At 69.1% G+C, this 19,821-nt stretch carries 18 protein-coding genes; 5 read left to right on the forward strand and 13 right to left on the reverse strand.

Features of this window, described 5'->3' with window-relative positions:
* Positions 1-77 precede the first annotated feature (77 nt).
* Positions 78-1,076: a porphobilinogen synthase gene (hemB, locus tag ACZ3IC_RS00095; RefSeq protein WP_467411103.1), complete on the forward strand. Its 999-nt coding sequence runs from the start codon at positions 78-80 to the stop codon at positions 1,074-1,076.
* A 608-nt stretch (positions 1,077-1,684) separates the two neighbouring features.
* Positions 1,685-2,776: a MarR family transcriptional regulator gene (locus tag ACZ3IC_RS00100; RefSeq protein WP_467411104.1), complete on the forward strand. Its 1,092-nt coding sequence runs from the start codon at positions 1,685-1,687 to the stop codon at positions 2,774-2,776.
* A gap of 24 nt (positions 2,777-2,800) precedes the next feature.
* Here ACZ3IC_RS00100 and ACZ3IC_RS00105 read toward each other — a convergent pair whose 3' ends face one another.
* The 9 genes from ACZ3IC_RS00105 to ACZ3IC_RS00145 form a co-directional block, all read right to left on the reverse strand.
* The gene (locus tag ACZ3IC_RS00105; RefSeq protein WP_467411105.1) at positions 2,801-3,145 is read right to left on the reverse strand and encodes a DUF983 domain-containing protein; all 345 of its coding nucleotides are present in this window, start codon (positions 3,143-3,145) and stop codon (positions 2,801-2,803) included.
* 48 nt (positions 3,146-3,193) lie between these two features.
* A complete protein-coding gene (locus ACZ3IC_RS00110) occupies positions 3,194-3,985 on the reverse strand; it encodes a DUF4253 domain-containing protein (protein WP_467411107.1) in 792 nt (263 codons plus the stop codon).
* Between the two features lie 81 nt (positions 3,986-4,066).
* Positions 4,067-4,732, reverse strand: a complete 666-nt coding sequence (locus tag ACZ3IC_RS00115) for a maltokinase N-terminal cap-like domain-containing protein (RefSeq protein ID WP_467411108.1) — start codon at positions 4,730-4,732, stop codon at positions 4,067-4,069.
* A 24-nt stretch (positions 4,733-4,756) separates the two neighbouring features.
* Positions 4,757-5,011 carry a DUF397 domain-containing protein gene (locus ACZ3IC_RS00120; RefSeq protein WP_467411110.1) on the reverse strand — a complete coding sequence of 85 codons (255 nt, stop codon included), beginning with the start codon at positions 5,009-5,011 and terminating at the stop codon, positions 4,757-4,759.
* A complete protein-coding gene (locus ACZ3IC_RS00125) occupies positions 5,008-5,793 on the reverse strand; it encodes a helix-turn-helix domain-containing protein (RefSeq protein ID WP_467412057.1) in 786 nt (261 codons plus the stop codon). The genes ACZ3IC_RS00120 and ACZ3IC_RS00125 overlap by 4 nt, the downstream gene beginning before the upstream one ends.
* A 268-nt stretch (positions 5,794-6,061) precedes the next feature.
* Positions 6,062-6,931, reverse strand: a complete 870-nt coding sequence (locus ACZ3IC_RS00130; RefSeq protein ID WP_467411111.1) for a transporter substrate-binding domain-containing protein — start codon at positions 6,929-6,931, stop codon at positions 6,062-6,064.
* Positions 6,932-6,953: 22 nt separating this feature from the next.
* Positions 6,954-7,676: a hypothetical protein gene (locus tag ACZ3IC_RS00135; RefSeq protein WP_467411113.1), complete on the reverse strand. Its 723-nt coding sequence runs from the start codon at positions 7,674-7,676 to the stop codon at positions 6,954-6,956.
* Entirely contained in the window at positions 7,673-8,101 is a 429-nt protein-coding gene (locus tag ACZ3IC_RS00140; protein ID WP_467411114.1) for a hypothetical protein, read from the reverse strand. The genes ACZ3IC_RS00135 and ACZ3IC_RS00140 overlap by 4 nt, the downstream gene beginning before the upstream one ends.
* A gap of 222 nt (positions 8,102-8,323) precedes the next feature.
* Positions 8,324-9,070 carry a DUF4232 domain-containing protein gene (locus tag ACZ3IC_RS00145; RefSeq protein WP_467411116.1) on the reverse strand — a complete coding sequence of 249 codons (747 nt, stop codon included), beginning with the start codon at positions 9,068-9,070 and terminating at the stop codon, positions 8,324-8,326.
* A 310-nt stretch (positions 9,071-9,380) separates the two neighbouring features.
* On the opposite strand from ACZ3IC_RS00145, the gene ACZ3IC_RS00150 reads away from it, so the two are divergent.
* On the forward strand, positions 9,381-10,844 hold the full coding sequence (locus ACZ3IC_RS00150; RefSeq protein ID WP_467411117.1) for a helix-turn-helix domain-containing protein: 1,464 nt from the start codon (positions 9,381-9,383) through the stop codon (positions 10,842-10,844).
* Positions 10,845-10,888: 44 nt separating this feature from the next.
* On the opposite strand, the gene argS is transcribed toward ACZ3IC_RS00150, so the two are convergent.
* On the reverse strand, positions 10,889-12,661 hold the full coding sequence (gene argS / locus ACZ3IC_RS00155; protein ID WP_467412058.1) for an arginine--tRNA ligase: 1,773 nt from the start codon (positions 12,659-12,661) through the stop codon (positions 10,889-10,891).
* Between the two features lie 157 nt (positions 12,662-12,818).
* Between argS and lysS the strand changes: the two genes are divergently transcribed.
* On the forward strand, positions 12,819-14,582 hold the full coding sequence (gene lysS / locus ACZ3IC_RS00160; RefSeq protein WP_467411119.1) for a lysine--tRNA ligase: 1,764 nt from the start codon (positions 12,819-12,821) through the stop codon (positions 14,580-14,582).
* Between the two features lie 192 nt (positions 14,583-14,774).
* On the opposite strand, the gene ACZ3IC_RS00165 is transcribed toward lysS, so the two are convergent.
* From ACZ3IC_RS00165 to ACZ3IC_RS00175, 3 genes are all read right to left on the reverse strand, one after another.
* Positions 14,775-16,199, reverse strand: coding sequence for a DUF2637 domain-containing protein (locus ACZ3IC_RS00165; RefSeq protein ID WP_467411121.1), 1,425 nt, complete (start codon positions 16,197-16,199; stop codon positions 14,775-14,777).
* A gap of 210 nt (positions 16,200-16,409) precedes the next feature.
* Complete coding sequence (locus tag ACZ3IC_RS00170) at positions 16,410-17,252, reverse strand: DUF3558 family protein (RefSeq protein WP_467411122.1); 843 nt, start codon at positions 17,250-17,252, stop codon at positions 16,410-16,412.
* Positions 17,253-17,466: 214 nt separating this feature from the next.
* Complete coding sequence (locus ACZ3IC_RS00175) at positions 17,467-18,408, reverse strand: DUF3558 domain-containing protein (protein ID WP_467411124.1); 942 nt, start codon at positions 18,406-18,408, stop codon at positions 17,467-17,469.
* Positions 18,409-18,578: 170 nt separating this feature from the next.
* On the opposite strand from ACZ3IC_RS00175, the gene ACZ3IC_RS00180 reads away from it, so the two are divergent.
* Entirely contained in the window at positions 18,579-19,772 is a 1,194-nt protein-coding gene (locus tag ACZ3IC_RS00180; RefSeq protein ID WP_467411125.1) for an RtcB family protein, read from the forward strand.
* Positions 19,773-19,821: the final 49 nt, after the last annotated feature.

Consider the following 19,821-nt stretch of genomic DNA (forward strand, 5'->3'; position numbering starts at 1 on the left):
CCGCCCGTCGCCGTTGCGGCGCTTTTCCGGCGCCGGTGTCGGTAAATCGGTGATGTGTACGGGTCTAGTCTCGAAGCATGACTGTGTACGGAAACTTCCCCGGCTCCCGCCCCCGGCGGCTGCGGACGACCCCGGCGATGCGACGCATGGTCGCCGAGACACGGCTCGACCCGGCGAATCTGATCCTGCCCGCGTTCGTACGCGAGGGCATCGACGCGCCCGTCGCCATCTCGGCCATGCCCGGCGTGCAGCAGCACACCCTGGACACCCTGCGGAAGGCCGCCGTCGAAGCGGTCTCGGCCGGGGTCTCCGGGATCATGCTCTTCGGCGTCCCCGCGGACGAGAAGAAGGACGCCCGGGGCGCGGCGGGCACGGACCCGGACGGCATCCTCCAGGTCGGGCTGCGCGCGGTGCGCGAGGAGGTCGGTGACGATCTCGTCGTCATGTCGGACCTGTGCCTGGACGAGTACACCGACCACGGCCACTGCGGCGTCCTGACCGCCGACGGCCGCGTCGACAACGACGCGACGCTGGAGCGGTACGCCGAGATGGCCCAGGTCCAGGCCGACGCGGGCGCCCATGTGGTCGGCCCCAGCGGCATGATGGACGGCCAGGTCGGCGTCATCCGCGACGCGCTGGACCAGACGGGTCACGAGGACGTCTCGATCCTCGCCTACACGGCGAAGTACTCGTCGGCGTTCTACGGGCCGTTCCGCGAGGCTGTCGGCTCGTCGCTGAAGGGCGACCGCAAGACGTACCAGCAGGACCCGGCGAACGCCCGTGAGTCGCTGCGCGAGCTGGCGCTCGACCTCGAAGAGGGCGCCGACATGGTCATGGTCAAGCCGGCCGGACCGTACCTCGACATCCTTGCGAAGGTCGCCGACTCGGTGGACGTGCCGGTCGCCGCGTACCAGATCAGTGGCGAGTACGCGATGATCGAGGCCGCCGCGGAGCGTGGCTGGATCGACCGGGACGCGGCCATTCTGGAGAGCCTGACCGGCATTCGCCGGGCGGGTGCGCAGATGATCCTGACGTACTGGGCGACGGAGGTCGCGCAGCGGCTCGGCGGTCGCTGAGCGGGCGTGTTCCGTGCCGTCGCATCGTGCGGACGGCACCGGTGGGGTCGGCGCTCCGACGTGTTCACCCGGCGGAGTGTCGGCCCCACGCCGTGAGGACGCGGGGCGCCGCGTCGCCGAGGTTGGTGCGCGGGGCCGGGGCGCCCTTCCCGGCAGGCCGCCGCCGGGCGGGCGCCCGCCGCGTGCTTGCCCTTGCGGGCGGCGGGCGTGTGTCCGGGGTGCACCGCGGATGCGGTGCCGGCGCCGCTGGGAACCCGAGCCCCGGGATACGAGCCCCGGGACGCGAGATCCGGGCCCGCTGGTTCACTCCTGCGGGGGACGGGGCGGGGGTGCGGCCGGGCGGTGAGCTTCGGGATTCGGGCGTCGGGATGCGAGCGCCGGGATACGGGTTCCGGGATTCGAGCGCCTTCTTCAACCGGTGGGTGAGGAAGGGGGGTTGGGGTAACCGGCCCACCTACCGGACCCGTCACGGCCAGCAAGTATGACTAATCGTGACAGCTTGCGACACGACGTGCTGAGTGCTTACGGTGCGAGAACTGAACGACCCCGACGCGGTGTTGTCGCACCATGCCGGGGCCTCACCCCGAGATCGAGAACAGGACGATCTCGTGGCTACCCAGAACCTTAGCTCCGCCCTGTCCGCGCCCGCATCCTCGCCCGCGTACCCCATGGCCAAGCCCGGTTACGGCAAGCGGTCCGCGCCGGGCCAACATCCCCCTCGCGCCGACGACTTCGCGCTGCTGCCCGAGCGGGAGCGGTATGTCGCCGGGTTCGTCGACCATCTGCCCGACGGTGCGGCGATGACGGTGAAGACCCTGGCCAAGCAACTTCCGCTGTACGGACAGCAGGCCGTGGGCAGCGCCCTGACCGCCCTCTCGGTGGCCGGTCATCTGCGCCGGGTACGTCGCCTGGCGGGCGAGGGCGAGCAGGTTCGCTGGGTCTTCCGCACGTTCTGGTCGCGTACGGCGCGCGACAACGAGTGGTGGAACGCGTACCTGGCCGCGGAGGACCGCCCGGTGGTGGCCGGAGCCGCACCGGGGGCGTGGGCGGAGCCGGATGTGTCGACGGCCGTGCCCCCGGTGTCCTGGACCGCCGCGCCGGAGTCGGTTTCGGCTTTGGTTCCGGTTCCGGTTCCGGCTTCGGTTTCGGCTCCTAGGGACGCTGCCGACGCCGACGTGGTGCCTGCCGTGCCCGCGTCCGCCGTGCCCGCATCCGCCGTGCCCGCGCCGCGGGGACCGGAGCGTCCCTCGCCTGCGTATGTGGCGCTGGCCCGGCTCGGGCGTGTCGATCACCGGCTGGCCCTCTCCGCCGCCGACTGCGAGGCGCTGGAGGCGCTGGCTGCCGAATGGCTTGTACGCGGTGTGGGTGCGGACTACCTCGTCCAGGCGCTCTCTGCCGGGCTTCCCGCCCGGGTCGACTCGCCGGTCGGCTTTCTGCGGCGTCGACTCAAGGACAAGATCCCGCCGGTGCTGCCCGACACCCCCGAGACTTCCGGCGGTTTTGCCCGCAGCCTGATGGTGGAGTGCACCCGGTGCGGCACCCCTGGCCGCCCCGAAGCGCTCCCCGACGGCCTCTGCCGCCCCTGCCGCCCGGCCGTCCACGGCTCGGACGCCGCCCCGGAGACCGTCACCGAGCCCGAGGCCGGGCGTGAGGTACGTGCCCGCGTGAGCGAACTCCGCGACCTGCTCAGGCTCCCCTGACGTCACGCCTGCGGCCTCGGAGGCTCAGGGCCAGTCGACCACGGCCATGAAGGCCACCCACGTGACGAACACCGTGGCGGGTGCGGCCAGGGCGAGGACGATCGCGACCGGCGGCCTGCGCCTGGTGAACACCCAGCTCGCGATCAGCACGATCAGGGCCAGCACAAGGCCGCAGCAGGACACCGTCCATGCCGGACCGAAGCTGGCCTCGAAGCGGTCGGAATCCGCCCCCGAGCAGGAATCGCAGGCCATCGGCGAGAACATGCTGTAGACGAGGGCGAGGAACGCGAGCGGAAGCGTCACGACCGTGGAGATCAGCGAGGCGATCCAGGTGTGCGGACGACAGGGAGCCAGGGTGTCTTCGGGCATGTGTACGAGTCAACTCGGCGGCCGGGCCGACCGCATGAGTCGTTGTACTCAGTCCCACCAGAACGACCAGGTCTCCTGGTCCAGCACCATCTTCTCGGCGTAGACGTCCAAATCGTACGGCGGGTTCTGCTCGATGTTGTCCGGGCAGAACGCGAAGTGCTCGGCAGCGACCGCCCGTGCCTCCGCGAGGGTGGTGGGCGGTCGCCCGACCGAGACGGTCAGGGTGTCGAAGCCCAGCACCACGACACGTATGCCGAAGCGGTCCTCCCAGGAGCGGAGCACCGCGCAGATGCGGGCCACGTCGCCCTCGAAGTTGGCCGGTCCCGACCAGCCGATCGCCGCCGGTATGTCCGCACTGCGCCGGGCCGGGACGAGCGCCGCCCGCACTCCGGGGAACCAGCCGTCCGGGCCGGCGCACTCGTCCGCGATCTCCGCCGCCAGGTCATCGGGGGAGATCCGACCCTCGGCGGCCGGGACGGGCGCCAGGCCCGGCCATTCGCCTTCCTCGGCGTCGAGTTCGTCGGGTGCGCAGTCGTCCCAGTACTCGCCGAGCACCTCCTCGGCATCGTGGTCACCGGGGTACGACGTACTGTCCGGGTCCAGATCCCAGGTGCCGGGCCACTGATCGCGGCGGCCACCATCGATCAGTACGGGAAGCAGCCCCACCGCCCGCCCGGCCGCGCGCAGATCGTCCCACGTCCCCGGCGACGCGGGCTCGTCGGCCACCCAGAGAAGTGGTTCGTGCCATGGGCCGTCGATCGTCGCGTCGACCAGTGCACCGGGCGGGAGTTGAAGCCCTGACGTCGCCAGGGACGGGAGCGGGTTCGGAAGCGTCGCCATGACTACGACTTTAGGCGCGGCCACTGACAGCGGTGGGGCGCGGTCGGCTTCCGGCCCTCCCGCGGCCGGACTTGGGGCGGACTACGGGTGTGCGTGAACGACGGCGAACGCGGTGCGAGCGGTGGTGCCGTCGGGCAGCGGCACGTCCGCGGTGACGTGACCGAGTGCCTGCCCCTCGGCAGCCTGTCCCGGCTGGAGAACGCGGTTGATGCGGATGGTCAGCCGGCGCCCGTCGGCCGCCATCTCCACGAGGATGTCCGTACCACTGGGGTCGTCGGTCACGGTCGTGGAGGCGATTGCCGCCGGGGCGCCGGTCTCCGCGAACCAACCGGTCACGGAGGGGTCGGGGGTGTCGCTCGCACCCTGCATCTGCGGCACGGCCTCGCCGACGATCAACGCGAACAACTGGGCGACGAGGACCGGGTCACGCGTGCCGTCGTACACCCACCGCTGCCCCAGCACCCCGTGCTCCATCGTGCCGATGAGCGCTTGGTCGGCACCAGCGATCGGTGCGCCTCGGTAGCTGAACGGCACGTGATACGTGATCGCTTGGCCGCCCGAGGTGTCGGTGGCAGCCATGAACTCGATGCCGACCTCGCCCTCCGGGTCGTCCAGCCGGAAGCCGCCGGATTTCACCAGCTCGGGCTGCTGCCCCGACTTGCCGCGGTACCAGGGCTGCGTGGGCAGCCAGGTGGCGAGCAGCTCCAGCTTGGTCGGCGTCAGGGTGGTGCGGTGGATGACAGCCATGGCGGTGGTATCCCTTCCGTGGGCTCAGACGAGACGCCGGTCGGCGGCGAGGCCGGCGAAGGCCGACCAGGTGGTGGGCGCGACGGTGAGGGTGGGGCCGTCGGGGTTCTTGGAGTCGCGGATGTGGATGGCGGTGGGGTGTGCGGCGACCTCGACGCAGGCGCCGCCCTCGTCGCCGCTGTAGCTCGACTTGCGCCATTCGTAGGCAACTTCGAGGCAGGCGCCGCCCTCGTCGCTGCTGTAGCTGGACTTGAACCACTCAAGTGCGGTGCTGCTCATAGCTCTCCCAGCAGGCGATCCAACAGGCCCACGGTGTCTTCGGGGCTGAGGGCCTGAGCTCGCAGCATCGCATATTTCTGGGTGAGGATGCTGACCTCGTCGGGGTCGGAGACGAGCACGCTGCCGCGTTGGGTCTCGGAGAAGGAGATGTGCTGGTAGTCCGGCGTCTCCAGCAGGATGAAGGGGCCTGCAAGTCCCGCGTGGGTGCGGCTGTTCAGTGGCAGCACCTGGAGACAGATGCCGGGGAGTGCGGCACACGCCCGAAGGTGGCGCAACTGCTCCGCATGGCCCTCGGTGTCCAGGAGTTGAAGCATCAGGACCGGTTCCCAGACGACGAAGCTGATGGTCGGGGGCATGGCGCGGTGCAGAATCTCCTGGCGTTTCAGGCGGCCCGTGGTCTGGATGGCGATCTCGTCCTCGCTGAAGACGGGGACCCGGTTGCGGAAGACGGCTCGGGCGTACGGCTCGGTCTGGAGCAGTCCCGGGAGTACCTGGTTGTCGTACCAGGACAGGGCCAGGGCTTCGTGTTCCAGGTCCAGGTACTGCTCGGCCCAGGCCGGGACGAGGTCCACCTCGGGCATGTTGTCCACCGCCGTCTCCAGCGCCCCCTTCGTCTCCAGCAACTGGTCCAACCGGCAGGCCAGTTCCGGCAACAGCGCGCGTCTGCCCTGCTCGATGGAGGCGATCGTCTCCACCTGATGCCCCACCCGGTCAGCGAGCTGTGCCTGGGTCAGGCCCGCCGCGACGCGGAACACGCCGACCAGTTTGCCCACGAGTTTCATTGCCGACGCGTTCTTGCGCTGCCGCTTCCTGGGGTGCATACGGATCGAACTCCCACCTACATGCGTACGTCACGCGCGCGCGACCCGTACAAGAAATCTGTACGGGTGTGCATACTGCGGCAGCGTAGTCACGGAGTGTGACTCTCGTCCCATGAACGAGACGATGCAACTCTCGCTGCTGCGTGAGCGGTTCTACCGGCGCGAGCGCCGATCGGTTCCTGCGGCACGGGAGTTCGTACGAGCAACCGTCACCGATTCCCTGTGGGCGTCACGAATCCGACGGATCGGTGCAGGAGTTCTGCAGGATGGACTCCTCGGTCGGCAGGTAGTCCGTTTCCCAGCCCGTGTTGTTCTCCATGGCCTGGGGCAGCGACGTTTTGAGGTCGTCCAGCCACTCATTGCTGCCCACATAGTCCTTGACGATCTCCAGCAGCCGGCCACAGTCGTCGCGATGCTTCTTGGGCAGGGCGATGCCGTACATCTGGGCGGGGCCGAAGGTGAGGTCCGGGAGGACGTGCAGCCCCTCCTCGGCGTGCTGATCGGCGAAACCGTAGAGGATGAGCTGATCGGTGGACATGGCGACGGGGCGGGTCTCCTCCGGGCCGTGGAGCATGGCTTCGATGCACTGCGAGGCGGTGTTCTTCTCGTCCGGGATGCCGATCTTCAGCTGCTTGAGTAGCTGGGCGGACGTCGTGCCCTTGTACGTGCAGATCGGCTTGTCCTTGAGATCCGACAAGCTCGTGATGTCCGAAGACTTGCCGACCAGGATGCCTTGTTTGTTGGTGAGATAGGGGCCGACGAAGTCGATCTCGTGCATGCGGTCCTTTGTGATGGAGAACGTCGCGATGACCAGGTCGTTCTTCTTCGTCTTGGTCAATGAGGGGATCCGGTCGGCGGAGGAAACGTACCGCTCGGCCATACTGACGCCCAGCTTGTCGGTGATCCGCTTGCCGACGCGGTAGTCGAAGCCGGTGGTGTGGTATTCCGGTGCGTCCCCCGTGCCGGGCTGGTCGCTCTTGAAGCCGATGTTGATCCGGTCCTTGCCGAGGAAGGTGGGCTTGGGCGCCTGTGAGCAGGCTGCCGCGGTGAGCGCGAGGCTCGCTGCCAGGGCGGCGAGCCAGGGGTGCCGGCGTCGCATATGTCTCCTTGACCAGTCGTGTTCAGTCATGCAGAACGGCTTCGGCCGCAGACACGTCCATCCGGCAGCCCTCGCCGGTTCTGAGCGTGACGGAGATCCGGGTGGGGGTGTCGCGGACCGGCAGTTCGTGCCGGGTGTTGAGCCCGGAGGCGCCATCTGTCCCGCCGTCGGGGCCGGGCAGGACGAAGCGGGTGTCGGGTCGGCATCGCTGGACGTCGCCCGCGCCCCTGGCCTCGTCGGCGTCGAGAGCGAGCCTCAGTCGGCCGCGAGGTGGCCCGTCCTTGATCACGACGACGAACTGCTGCCCGTCCGTCAGGTTCTTCGAAGGCGTGAGGGTGATCCGGCCAATGACATCGACCTCTCCGTGCTCCCGCAGGTCCTCCATCGCCAGACAGCCGAGGACCGCGATGACGACCGACACCCAGGAGACCGCCGCGCGCGCCGCCCGGGACCAGTCGACACCGACGGTGGCCCGGAGGAACGCGATCAGGAACGACACCAACAACACCGCGTACACCGGCAGGAACTGGGCGCGGGGGCCCTCCGGTTCACGGGCCAGCGCGATGACGAGCGAGAGGAAGACGAGCGCACTGGGCACCCAGTTCCACACGAGTGAGCGGTGATCGCGCTCCCGGCTGCTCGTCCCGATGAAGAGGGGGTTGCCGATGATCTGCCCGATCCCGGGCCCTCCTTCGGTCCCACCCGTGCCGATGTTGTGCTGGGATCCGGGCTGTTGCCGGCTCATGGCCGGTCGTTCCCGCCCCGCGCCGTGCCGAACTGGACGTTGCCGATGATCTGCCCGATCCCGGGCCCTCCGGCGGCCCCGCCCGTACCGATGTTGACGGTGGTACCGGGGGCGGTGGCGCGTGCGATGCGCTCGATGCGCTCGGTGAGGGACGCCGCGCTCCGGTCGCCGTCCGGCGCGTCGTACCACTCGGCGAGCGCGGTCGCGAGGGCCGTGTGCTCGGCGGGGGGCAGCGCGCGGATGGTGTCGGCCTCGGCGGTGTCCGGCGTGCGGTCCAGCGCCTGGCCGAGCAGGGTGCGGCCACGCTCCACGATTCCGTCGGCCGCGCGGTCCTGCGCGGCGACGAGTACGGACTGGCCGAACGAAGCGAGCGCGGTAGCCAGATAGGGGCCAAGCTGTGCGGCTTGGTTGAGGAGTTCGGACATGCTCATAGCCTCCCGTGTTCCAGCCGATGCTATCCGCAACCATCGTGCGGGGGTGGAGACTTGGCCAGTGTCATGTCGGGGCGGCGGGCGTTCGAAATGGAGCGTGTCGCGTTCGGCGGAGGCTGACACTCTGCGAACGCCCACGTTCCGTAGCAGTGGGCGGCAGGCAACTGCCCGCCCCCGGTGACGGCACCGGAAGCGGGCCCCGCCCGTGCTGAAGAATCAGTACGTGAGCGCGTCGGCCATGTCGCTCTGCCAGTAGGTGACGAAGCCGTTGTCGCCCCAGGAGGTGCCGGCGGGGAGCGTCAGCTCGGCGGGGGCGCCCGTGGAGCCCTGGTTGCTCTTGCCGGTGAAGTACACCGTGAGGTGGGTGCCGTTGTGCAGCTCCTGCCCGTCGGGCTCACCGAACAGCCCGATGGAGGCGTACGCGGACTGGCCCGGCGCAAGGGTGACCACGGCCTGCGGCATGCTGTCGCGGAGGACCGGGAAGGCGGCCTGGGCATCGTCGAACCGGAGCGCCGGCGCGTGGTACGCGTAGCAGGGGCTGGAACCGGTGTTGGTCGCCGTGAGCAGCAGGTGGTTGATGGGGCGGCTCACCTTGCTGACGGTGACCTTGGTGTTCTCGCCGGTGCAGGTGACGGGGGAGTTGTTACCGGTGCCCTTGTTGCTGGTGGCGCCGGTGTTGCTCTTCTGGCCGCCCGTGGCGGAGGTGGAGCCCTTGGGGTGGGCCGCCGTGTTCTCGGCAGGTGTGTTGGACGTGCTGTCGGTGTTCTTGGCGTCCTTGGCGTCCTTGCCCGAGTCCGGCGTGGTGGCGGCCGGGGACTGCTGGTCGGCGGTGCTCCCTGCCGGAGCCGCCGCTCCTGCCTTGCCGTTGTCACCGCTGCCGTTGTCGCTGCAGGCGGTGAGCGAGAGGGCGGCCAGGAGGGCGGTCGCGGCGAGGACGGTGGTGCGGATGCGGTTGCTGCGCATGGTGGTACTCCCCGTATGTATTGGTGAGATTGTTCAGTCAGTGATGGCAGATCAGGACCATGACGATCGCGGTCGACGCGATCACTACGCCGATTGCCACGGCATCGATCAACTCGATGCGAAAACGGGTTCGCACTGTGTCGTCCCGGTGGTCTCTGCGGTGTGGTCACAGACTGCGGGACGGCAGATTCCGGCCGCAACGCCGAACGACCCATTGGGGAAGTTGGAATGCTTGCGCGTACTGTGACCTGGGCAGATTCCACGTCCCTGGAACGGTGTTCCGGGACGAACCAGGAGGGGGAACGCCGCAGTGGCGACGCCGGAGGCCGAGGAATTCGCGGCTCTGCTGAAGGAATTGAAGGGCCGTTCGGGGCACAGCTACGGGGTTCTTGCCAGAAGACTGCACGTCAGCACATCGACGCTCCACCGGTACTGCAACGGTGACGCCGTACCCAATGAGTACGCGCCGGTGGAGCGGCTGGGACGGCTGTGCGGGGCGAGCCGGGACGAGCTGGTGGAGCTGCACCGGCGGTGGATCGTGGCCGATGCGGCGAGACGGCGTCCTGCTTCCGTTGCCGATTCTGTTCCGGCTCCGGCTCCGGCTCCGGCTCCGGTTCCGGTTCCGGTTCCAGCTCCGGCTCCGGCTCCGGCTCCGGCTCCGGCTCCGGCTACTACTCCTGTTACTGCTCCCGTTTCTGATTCCGAGTCCGTTCCCGAGCCGGGAGCTGCGGCTGAGGCTGTGGCTTCGCCCGAGGGCAAGGGCGACGACGCGACCGCGCCCGAGGTCGTGGCCGCCGGGGCGAGTCGGCCCCGGCGGTTCTGGTCCTCCCCGCGGGCGCGCGTCCTGCTCGCGGCCGTCGCCGTCGTCGCGCTGACCGTGCCGACCTCGATCGTCGTCAGCAATCTGTCGGGTACGGACATGGACGATCTCAGTAACGCCCCCGCCGTGGACGCAAAGGACCCGGACGGGGCCGCGCGCGGCCGGCCCGGCCTCGACGCGAGCGTCACCGCCTCGCCCAGCGGGGCGAAGAAGTCGGGCAAACCCGTATCGTCCGGCTCGGCGACCGTCTCGTCCCCGCCGTCCGGCGGCGCCTCCGCCACGTCCGGGAGGCACGGCACGGGAGCCGGGTCGGGTGGGCAGCAGAGCGGGGGCGTGCCGTTGACCGCCACCATCAGCTCGTACAACTGGGAAGAGCCCTGCGGCCAGCACTACGTGCTGGACCAGAAGCCGGAGGACGTGCCTCCGCCGCCCCCGCCGCAGGACACCCGCGGCTGGGCCAGGGCGCTCGGCGGGGTGGACGGCGGCAGCATGCAGCTCGAACTCACCGTGCAGGGGAAGTCGGGGCAGGCCGTCGTGCTGAACGGCCTGCATGTGCGGACGCTGTCCCGGAAGGTGCCGCTGGCGTGGTCGGCGTACTCGATGGGGGAAGGCTGCGGGAGCGGCATCACACCGCAGTCCTTCGACATCGACCTCGATGACAGCCGGCCGACCCTCACCCCGGTGGCGGGGCAGCAGGGGGACGTGCGGGTGCCGCCGAAGAACTTCCCGTTCCGGGTGTCCTCCACCGACGTGGAGGTGTTCGACCTCAAGGCCCATGTCGAAGGGCACGACGTCAGCTGGTACCTGGAGCTGGAGTGGAGCAGCGGTGGCCGGGAGGGGACGCTGCGCATCGACGACGGCGGGAAGCCGTTCCGTACCAGCAGCATTCAGGCGCGGCCGAAGTACATGTACCGGTACGACACGACCCAGTGGGTGACCAAGGAGTGGGACTGAAGGTCACGGCCACCGGGCCGGTGCGTACGGGCTGACGGTCCCGGTCAGAGGCGCTCGGGCGTCCTGATGCCGAGCAGCTCCATGCCCTGGTGCAGGGTGCGGGCGGTGAGGTCCGAGAGGAAGAGACGGTTCTCGGCCACATCAGCCGGAACGTCGGACCTCAGCACCGGGCACTGGTCGTAGAACGAGGTGAAGAGCGACGACAGCTGGTAGAGGTACGCGGCCAGCTTGTGCGGCTCGTACGCGGCGGCGACCTCGGCCACGACCTCGCCGAACTGATCCAGGTGCAGGCCCAGCGCGCGCTCGGCCGGGGCCAGCTCCAGCTCCGGGTGCGGCTGGGACTTGAGCTCGCCGGCCTTGCGCTTGATGGAGCGGGAACGGGCGTGCGCGTACTGGATGTACACGCTCGTGTCGCCGGTCAGCGACACCATCTGGTCCAGGTCGAACTTGTAGTCGCGGGCGGCCGACGTCGACAGGTCCGCGTACTTCACCGCACCGATACCGACCTGCGTGGCGCGCTCGGTGATCTCCTCGTCGGTGAGGTCCTTCGCCTTCTCGCGCACGACGGTGGACGCCCGGTCGATCGCCTCGTCCAGCAGGTCCTCCAGCCGGACCGTCTCGCCCTCACGGGTCTTGAACGGCTTGCCGTCCTTGCCGAGCACCGTGCCGAAGGCGAGATGCACGGCCTTGACGTCCCCGTTCAGCCAGCCGGCCCGGCGGGCCGTCTCGAAGACCATCTTGAAGTGCAGGGCCTGCCGCGCGTCCACCACGTACAGCAGGGTGTTCGCCTTGAGGTTCTGGACCCGGTCGCGGATCGCGGAGAGGTCCGTCGCCGCGTAGCCGTAGCCGCCGTTCGACTTCTTGACGATCAGCGGCACCGGCTCGCCGTCCGTGCCCTTCACATCGTCGAAGAACACGCACAGCGCACCCTCGGAGCGGACGGCGACGCCCGACTCCTCCAGGATGCGGCAGGTCTCCTCCAGCATGTCGTTGTAGCCGGACTCGCCGACGATGTCGGGGTCGCGGATCTCCATGTCGAGCTTGTTGAAGACCGAGTAGAAGTAGATCTTCGACTCGTCGACGAAGCGCTGCCACAGGGAGAGGGTTTCCTCGTCGCCGGCCTGGAGCGCCACGACCCGGTCCCGGGAGCGGGCCTTGAACTCCTCGTCGGAGTCGAAGAGTGCCCGCGAGGCCTTGTAGAGCCGGTTCAGGGCGGACATGGCGGCTTCGCCGTCCGCCGCGCCGCCGTCGGTCTCGTGGTTCAGCTCGCCCGGGTGCTCGATCAGGTACTGGATGAGCATGCCGAACTGGGTGCCCCAGTCGCCGATGTGGTGCCGCCGGACCACGGTCTCGCCCGTGAACTCCAGGATCTGCACCATCGCGTCACCGATCACCGCGGAACGGAGGTGGCCGACGTGCATCTCCTTGGCCACGTTCGGCTGCGCGTAGTCGACGACCGTGGTGCCCGCGGCGCTGTTGTACGGCACACCGAGCCGGCCCTCGTCGTCCGCGTCACGCGCGGCGAGGGTCTCGATGATCGCCCTGTCGCTGAGCGTCACATTCAGGAAGCCGGGGCCGGAGACCTCGATCTCCTTGATCAGGCCGCCCGCCGGGATCGCGGCGGTCACCTGGGACGCCAGCTCGCGCGGGTTGCCCTTGAGCTTCTTGGCGAGGGCCAGGATGCCGTTGGCCTGGAAGTCGGCCCGGTCGCTTCGTCGCAGCAGCGGGTCCGCGGTGCCGGCATCCGGCAGCGCTGCCGTCAGGGCGTCCGCCAGCTGCTGCTGGAGCGTGGAAGCGAGGGAATTGACCGAGGCCATGGGCTGGCTGCCGTTTCCGTAGGGGTACAAGGGATCACACCCAGTATTCCACGGCGAGTAAAGCCGTTTTCGCGCTGCCGGTGGGACCTGGGAGAATGGACGGTGCCCCTATGAGTCCCACAAGGGTGTTCCTACGAGTCCTACAAGAGAGAAGGACGTGCAGACCGTGGCTCAGAGTCAGAGCAGCACCGAGACCGACTGGGTCTCCCGCTTCGCGGACGATGTCATCGCCGAATCGGAGCGTCGTGCGCCTGGCAAACCGGTCGTCGTCGCGTCCGGCCTCTCCCCGTCGGGCCCGATCCACCTGGGCAACCTCCGCGAGGTCATGACCCCGCACCTGGTCGCCGACGAGATCCGCCGCCGGGGATACACCGTCCGGCACCTGATCTCCTGGGACGACTACGACCGCTACCGCAAGGTTCCGAACGGTGTCCCGGGTGTCGACGAGTCCTGGGCCGAGCACATCGGCAAGCCGCTGACCTCGGTGCCCGCCCCGGCCGGGTCCACGTACCCGAACTGGGCCGAGCACTTCAAGGCCGCCATGACCGCCGCGCTGGACGAGCTGGGCGTCGAGTACGACGGCATCAGCCAGACCGAGCAGTACACGGCGGGCGCGTACCGCGAGCAGATCCTGCACGCGATGAAGCACCGCGCCGACATCGACGCCGTCCTCGACCGGTACCGGACGAAGAAGGACCCGGCGGCGGGAGTCAAGGGCGGCAAGAAGCCGCAGCAGCAGAAGAAGGTCGACGAGGCCGAGCTGGAGGCCGAGGCGGGCTCCGGCGCGGCCGCCGAGGACGACGGCAGCGGCGGCTCGGCCGGCTACTTCCCGTACAAGCCCTACTGCGGCAACTGCGAGAAGGACCTCACGACCGTCACGTCGTACGACGACGACAGCACCGAGCTGAACTACACCTGCACGTCCTGCGGCTTCGCCGAGACCGTCCGGCTGAGCGAGTTCAACCGCGGCAAGCTGGTCTGGAAGGTCGACTGGCCGATGCGCTGGGCGTACGAAGGTGTGATCTTCGAGCCGAGCGGCGTGGACCACTCCTCGCCGGGCTCCTCGTTCGTCGTCGGCGGCCAGATCGTCCGCGAGGTCTTCGACGGCGTACAGCCGATCGGCCCGATGTACGCCTTCGTCGGCATCTCCGGCATGGCGAAGATGTCCTCCAGCAAGGGCGGCGTGCCGACCCCGGCCGACGCGCTGAAGATCATGGAGGCGCCGCTGCTGCGCTGGTTGTACGCGCGCCGCAAGCCCAACCAGTCCTTCAAGATCGCCTTCGACCAGGAGATCCAGCGGCTCTACGACGAGTGGGACTCGCTGGCGCGCAAGGTCGCGGACGGCTCGGTGCTGCCGTCCGACGCCGCCGCGTACGCGCGGGCCATCGGCACGGCCGCCGGTCAGCTGCCGCGTACGCCGCGCCCGCTGCCGTACCGCACGCTCGCTTCGGTCGTCGACATCACGGCCGGGCACGACGAGCAGACGCTGCGCATCCTGAGCGAGCTGGACCCGGAGAACCCGCTGACCTCGCTGGACGAGGCCCGGCCCCGTCTCGACCGCGCCGAGAACTGGATCACCAGCCAGGTCCCGGCCGAGGCCCGCACGATCGTCCGCGGCGAGCCGGACAAGGAGCTGCTCGGCTCGCTGGACGAGCAGGGCCGTGAGTCGCTGCGGCTGCTCCTGGAGGGGCTGGACTCGCACTGGTCGCTCGACGGGCTCACCACGCTCGTCTACGGCGTGCCGAAGATCCTGGCGGGCCTGGAGCCGGACGCCAAGCCGACGCCCGAGCTGAAGGTCGCGCAGCGGTCGTTCTTCGCGCTGCTGTACCGGCTGCTGGTCAGCCGGGACACGGGGCCGCGGCTGCCCACGCTGCTGCTGGCGGTGGGGGCGGACCGGGTGCGGAGGCTGCTGGGCGCGTAGGGGTTCCTGCGGCGTAGCGCGCTCCTCGCGTATGAGGTCCTGTAGGGAGAGGGTTTCTGTACGGGGGTCCTGTACGGAGGGAGTTTCTGCACGGGGGTCCTGTACGGGGGGGTTCTGTACGGAGGGCCGTCACCCGGTGATTCGGGTGACGGCCCTCCGTCATTGCCGGGTCCGTCCGCCAGGGCGTGTTTCCTACGCGATGTGGTCCGCTTCGAGTTCCGCGTGGTACCGGTTCTTGAACTCCGGCATCAAGCGGCGGATCAGTGCCGTGCTGCGCGGATGCCTGACGTTGTGGCCGTCCGAGACATGTATGTCCAGGGCCTCGACACTCGGGTAGTCGTTGTGCTGGTTCACGAACGCGGCGAACACCTCGTACGCGATTTCGGCGAACTCCGCGTCCTCCTGCGCCCACTCCATCGGGTCCTGCTCGGGATGTGGTTCCGGCTCCGGCTGCTCGGACCGGGGCGACGGCTGGGGTTCCGCGGCGCGGGGGCCCGGGACGGCGCCGATCGTGCTTACGTGGCCCAGGGGGCGGGTGCGGCCGCCGGGGCCCGACGGGACCATGACCGGGGTGGGTTCGAGGTCCTCGACGTACGTCGGGTTGTACGCACTCTCGTACGCGTCGTCCGGCACCTGGGGCGCCGCGAACCACGGGCTCTCGTGCGAACCGGGGCCCTCCTGGGGCCATTCCTCGGCGGCGGCCGGGTCGGAGGGGTGGGTGTGGTGTTGTTGCTGTTGCTGTTGCTGTTGCTGTTCGTACGGCTGTTGCTGTTCGTACGGCTGGTGCTGCTCGTGCTGCTCGTGCTGTTCGTGCTGCTGGGCGTGGGCGTGGGTGTGGGGCTGGGGGTGGGGCTCGGCGTACGGCAACTCGGGCGGGAATTCGCCCGATTCGACCGAGGCCGGGACCGGGGCCGGGGGCAGCAGGGCCGGTTCGATGCCTGCGGCGGCAAGGCCGGCCGGGCCGGTTTCGGCCAGCGGGACGCCGTACTTCGCCAGGCGCAGCGGCATCAGGGACTCGACGGGGGCCTTGCGGCGCCAGCTGCGGCCGAAGCGGGCCTGGAGGCGGGCCTGGTAGATCAGCCGGTCCTGTTCGAGCTTGATGACCTGCTCGTACGAACGGAGCTCCCAGAGCTTCATCCGCCGCCACAGCTTGAACGTCGGCACGGGGGAGAGCAGCCAGCGGGTGAGCCGCACGCCCTCCATGTGCTTGTCGGCAGTGATGTCGGCGATCCGGCCCACGGCGTGCCGGGCGGCCTCGACGGAGACCACGAACAGCACCGGGATGACCGCGTGCATGCCGACGCCGAGCGGGTCGGGCCAGGCCGCGGCGCCGTTGAAGGCGATCGTCGCGGCGGTCAGCAGCCAGGCCGTCTGGCGCAGCAGCGGGAACGGGATGCGCAGCCAGGTCAGCAGCAGGTCCAGGGCGAGCAGGACACAGATGCCCGCGTCGATGCCGATCGGGAAGACCAGCGAGAAGTTCCCGAAGCCCTTCTGCTCGGCGAGCTCGCGCACCGCCGCGTATGAACCAGCGAAACCGATCGCGGCGATGAGCACCGCACCGGCGACCACGAGCCCGATGAGTATTCGGTGGGTGCGTGTCAGCTGCATCGCGGCCACCGCGTTCCCCTCCCCGTTTCCCGTGTACGACGTCCTGCGCTGCTGCTCTGCTTTGACGTCCTGCTTCGACTTCTGGCGGCCACAGCCTGGCACATGAGGGTGCGGCGTGTTGCTCGGGGAGGGCGAAGCCCGGTACTCGAGGGAGGACCGGGCTTCGTAGAACTGCTTCGGGGCAGGGGCGGTTGGGGGGCAGGCCCGCTGCCGTGTCGGCTAGCTCGTCTTGTTGTTCGTGGCCTTCGCGCTCGGCTTGGCCGACCCGCTGGACTTGCTCGACCCGCTCGACCCGCTTGACTTGGACGACTCGCTCGGCTTGGCCGACCCGCTCGGTGTGTCCGACTTCGTGTTGGCGGTGGTGACCGAGGCCACTGCTTCCTTGGCCGCCTTTTCGGCGCCCTTCAGGATGTCGGCGGCGGACGGAGTCTTCGCTCCCGCGTAACCCGCACCGTTGTAGTTGAGGGTCACGATGACGTTCCCCGTGCGGGCCACGATCGTTGCGTACTTGAAGTCCTCACTCGTCTTGGTGAGGTCATACGTGATTTTGGTTGCGTGCTCGCCGATGCCGGTGACGGGCGCCGCGACGACCTTCTCCGCACCCTCGGCCGCCTTCGCCTTGTCGACCTGCTTCGCGTAGTCCTGCTCCGCGCGCTCGGCGCCGCTGCCCAGGGACTGGTCCGAGTCGAAGCGGGTGAAGCCGACGTCGAGCCAGCGGTACTGGGAACCCTTCACGCCGTTGTCGTCGAGGCCGTTCCAGGAGCAGCCGGCGCGGTATGCGGTGTCGCTGGACTTGGCAGGCGTGCCGGCCTTGGACTTCGCCTCGGGGACCAGGGAGCTGACCGTCTTCTTGTCGATCGACTTGCACGGGTCGGGCAGCGCGGCGAACTTCGCCGGCTTGACGCTCGGTTCCGACTTCTTCGCGCTCGGTGAGGCGGACGACGAGGGCGAATCCGAGTCCTTGTTGTCGCCGGAGTCCGACGAGCAGCCGGCGACGACGAGCATCACCGGAACGGCGGTGCAGGCGAGTATGCGGGAGAGTCGCGGGGCTGAACGGTGCATGGTTCCTTCACTCGGGTGGCGCGGCGGGTGGTCGGGCGGGCTGCCAGGTGGCCGGGCGCGGGCGGTCGGAGGGTGGTCGGTCGGAGGGTGGCCGAGGGGGTGGTGCGGCGGGTGTTCCGGAGGGCCACGGTACGACGGACGGCGACCGGATGCCGCCTCGGTCGGGCGCCCGGCGGGCGTGGACGACGCGGGGCCGGGGTGCCCCGGGCGGGGGCTATCCGCTGAGTCCGTCGACCAGCTCCCGGGCCAGCTTCTGGGCCTTGTCCTGCAGTTCCTTGCTGCTGGGGACCACGGTGGAGACGGTCGGCTGCTCGGCGTACTCGACGGTCACGATGACGTTCGATGTGCGGAATACCACCCTCACCGTACGGTTCTGTGCGGTGGAACCTGCCTGGTTGAGTAGATCGTCCAGAAACGCACTGTCTCCGAGGTCGTCGAGGAGGCGTGGCTGGAGGCTCTCTTCGGTGCTGTCGGCCGTGCCGTCGTCGGAGGTGTCGGCGGTCGTGCCGTTGCCGCCGTCGTCGCTTCCGCTGCCGTTCTCGTCGGCGTTCTCGTCGGCGCTCTCGCCTGCGGGCTCGTCCGCGGGCTCGTCTGCGTTTCCGTCTTCGTTCTCGTCTTCGGAGGCCGGGCCGGACAGCGCGTGCGAGGCGGAGTCCGAGGTGGAGTCCGACTCGGAATCCGAGGAGGGGGGTGTCCCCTTCTCCGGGCTGTCGGGCGTGGCGGAGGGCGAGGACAGGCCGGCGGCGTTCTCCTTCTCCGCGTACACCTCGCGGGCACGGTCGTCGTCGCTCACCAAGGGGTCGTAGGACACGACACGCTCGAAGTCGACGAAGAGGGTGTGCGAGGAGTCGGGGGCCTCGGACTTCCAGCGGCAGCCGACCCGGCGGTCGGTGTCGTAGGTGACGGTGGCCGTGCCCTCGTACACCTTCTTCTGCTGCTCCTCGGGGAGCTCGGCGGCGCCCGGGAGCAGGTCCTTCAGCGTGGATGGTGCGATGGCGCGGCAAGGATCGGGAAGGGTGCGGTACTTGCCGGGGGCCGCCGCGGCGACGGTGGCCTCGCCGGGCTTGCTGTCGGGGGCGGAGCTACCCGTTCCGGTGCTGGCACTGCAGCCGACGACAAGCGCTGTCAGTAGCGCGATGCCGGGTACGTACGCCATTCGTCGCACGGTCCTGGGCTCCCTTCGTGCGAAAAACGGTTGCCGCTCGATGACGGCCGATGGACACAATGTGTATCGCACGCGCCGCTGGGAATGCCGGTCGACCGACTCGTTTGCCGATCTTGGCACCGGTTTTGCGCTTTCTGGCTTTTCGGGGGAATCGAGGAACTATGTCGTATGTAGAGGTGCCGGGCGCGAAGGTTCCGATCCGTATGTGGGCCGACCCGGTCTCGGTCGAGGACGTCGCGATGCAGCAGCTGCGCAATGTGGCCACCTTGCCCTGGATCAAGGGTCTCGCCGTCATGCCGGACGTCCACTTCGGCAAGGGGGCGACGGTCGGTTCGGTGATCGCGATGCACGGCGCGGTCTGTCCGGCGGCGGTGGGCGTGGACATAGGCTGCGGAATGTCCGCGGTGAAGACCTCCCTGACGGCCAATGACCTGCCGGGCGACCTGTCCCGACTGCGGTCGAAGATCGAGCAGGCCATTCCGGTGGGCCGTGGCATGCACGACGAGGCCGTGGAGCCGGACCGGCTGTACGGCTTCCGGGCGCCGGGCTGGGACGACTTCTGGACGCGGTTCGACGGGGTGGCCGATGCGGTTAAATTCCGTCAGGAACGTGCAACGAAGCAGATGGGAACGCTCGGATCGGGAAATCACTTCGTCGAGTTCTGTCTCGATGAGTCGGGTTCGGTCTGGCTGATGCTGCACTCCGGATCGCGGAACATCGGCAAGGAACTGGCCGACTTCCACATCGGGCAGGCGCAGAAGCTGCCGCACAACCAGGACCTGATCGACCGAGACCTGGCCGTGTTCATCGCCGACACGCCGCAGATGGCGGCGTACCGGAACGACCTGTTCTGGGCGCAGGAGTACGCGAAGTACAACCGCGCCATCATGATGGCGCTCTTCCAGAACGTGATCCGCAAGGAGTTCAAGAAGGCCAAGGTCACCTTCGAACCGGTCATCTCCTGCCACCACAACTATGTGGCGGAGGAGCGGTACGAGGGCATGGACCTGCTGGTCACGCGGAAGGGCGCGATCCGTGCGGGTTCCGGGGACTTCGGGATCATCCCGGGCTCGATGGGCACCGGCTCGTACATCGTGAAGGGTCTCGGAAACGAGAAGTCCTTCAACTCGGCCTCGCACGGCGCCGGCCGGAAGATGAGCCGTAACGCGGCGAAGCGGCGCTTCTCGACGCGGGACCTGGAGGATCAGACGCGGGGCGTGGAGTGCCGTAAGGACTCCGGTGTCGTGGATGAGATCCCAGCCGCGTACAAGCCGATCGAGCAGGTCATCGAGCAGCAGCGGGACCTGGTGGAGGTCGTCGCCAAGCTCAAGCAGGTTGTGTGCGTGAAGGGCTGAGGCCCTTTGCGCGGGACGGGACTGGAAGGGCCTTTGGGCGGAAGGGGCT

The sequence above is a fragment of the Streptomyces sp. NPDC002958 genome, from assembly GCF_055563255.1.

Coding starts and splice junctions, on each gene's coding strand:
- hemB (WP_467411103.1), top strand. CDS start 78: ATGACTGTGTACGGAAACTTCCCCGGCTCCCGCCCCCGGCGGCTGCGG.
- ACZ3IC_RS00105 (WP_467411105.1), bottom strand. CDS start 3,145: ATGCCCGAAGACACCCTGGCTCCCTGTCGTCCGCACACCTGGATCGCC.
- ACZ3IC_RS00110 (WP_467411107.1), bottom strand. CDS start 3,985: ATGGCGACGCTTCCGAACCCGCTCCCGTCCCTGGCGACGTCAGGGCTT.
- ACZ3IC_RS00115 (WP_467411108.1), bottom strand. CDS start 4,732: ATGGCTGTCATCCACCGCACCACCCTGACGCCGACCAAGCTGGAGCTG.
- ACZ3IC_RS00120 (WP_467411110.1), bottom strand. CDS start 5,011: ATGAGCAGCACCGCACTTGAGTGGTTCAAGTCCAGCTACAGCAGCGAC.
- ACZ3IC_RS00125 (WP_467412057.1), bottom strand. CDS start 5,793: ATGAAACTCGTGGGCAAACTGGTCGGCGTGTTCCGCGTCGCGGCGGGC.
- ACZ3IC_RS00130 (WP_467411111.1), bottom strand. CDS start 6,931: ATGCGACGCCGGCACCCCTGGCTCGCCGCCCTGGCAGCGAGCCTCGCG.
- ACZ3IC_RS00135 (WP_467411113.1), bottom strand. CDS start 7,676: ATGAGCCGGCAACAGCCCGGATCCCAGCACAACATCGGCACGGGTGGG.
- ACZ3IC_RS00140 (WP_467411114.1), bottom strand. CDS start 8,101: ATGTCCGAACTCCTCAACCAAGCCGCACAGCTTGGCCCCTATCTGGCT.
- ACZ3IC_RS00145 (WP_467411116.1), bottom strand. CDS start 9,070: ATGCGCAGCAACCGCATCCGCACCACCGTCCTCGCCGCGACCGCCCTC.
- argS (WP_467412058.1), bottom strand. CDS start 12,661: ATGGCCTCGGTCAATTCCCTCGCTTCCACGCTCCAGCAGCAGCTGGCG.
- ACZ3IC_RS00170 (WP_467411122.1), bottom strand. CDS start 17,252: ATGCACCGTTCAGCCCCGCGACTCTCCCGCATACTCGCCTGCACCGCC.
- ACZ3IC_RS00175 (WP_467411124.1), bottom strand. CDS start 18,408: ATGGCGTACGTACCCGGCATCGCGCTACTGACAGCGCTTGTCGTCGGC.
- ACZ3IC_RS00180 (WP_467411125.1), top strand. CDS start 18,579: ATGTCGTATGTAGAGGTGCCGGGCGCGAAGGTTCCGATCCGTATGTGG.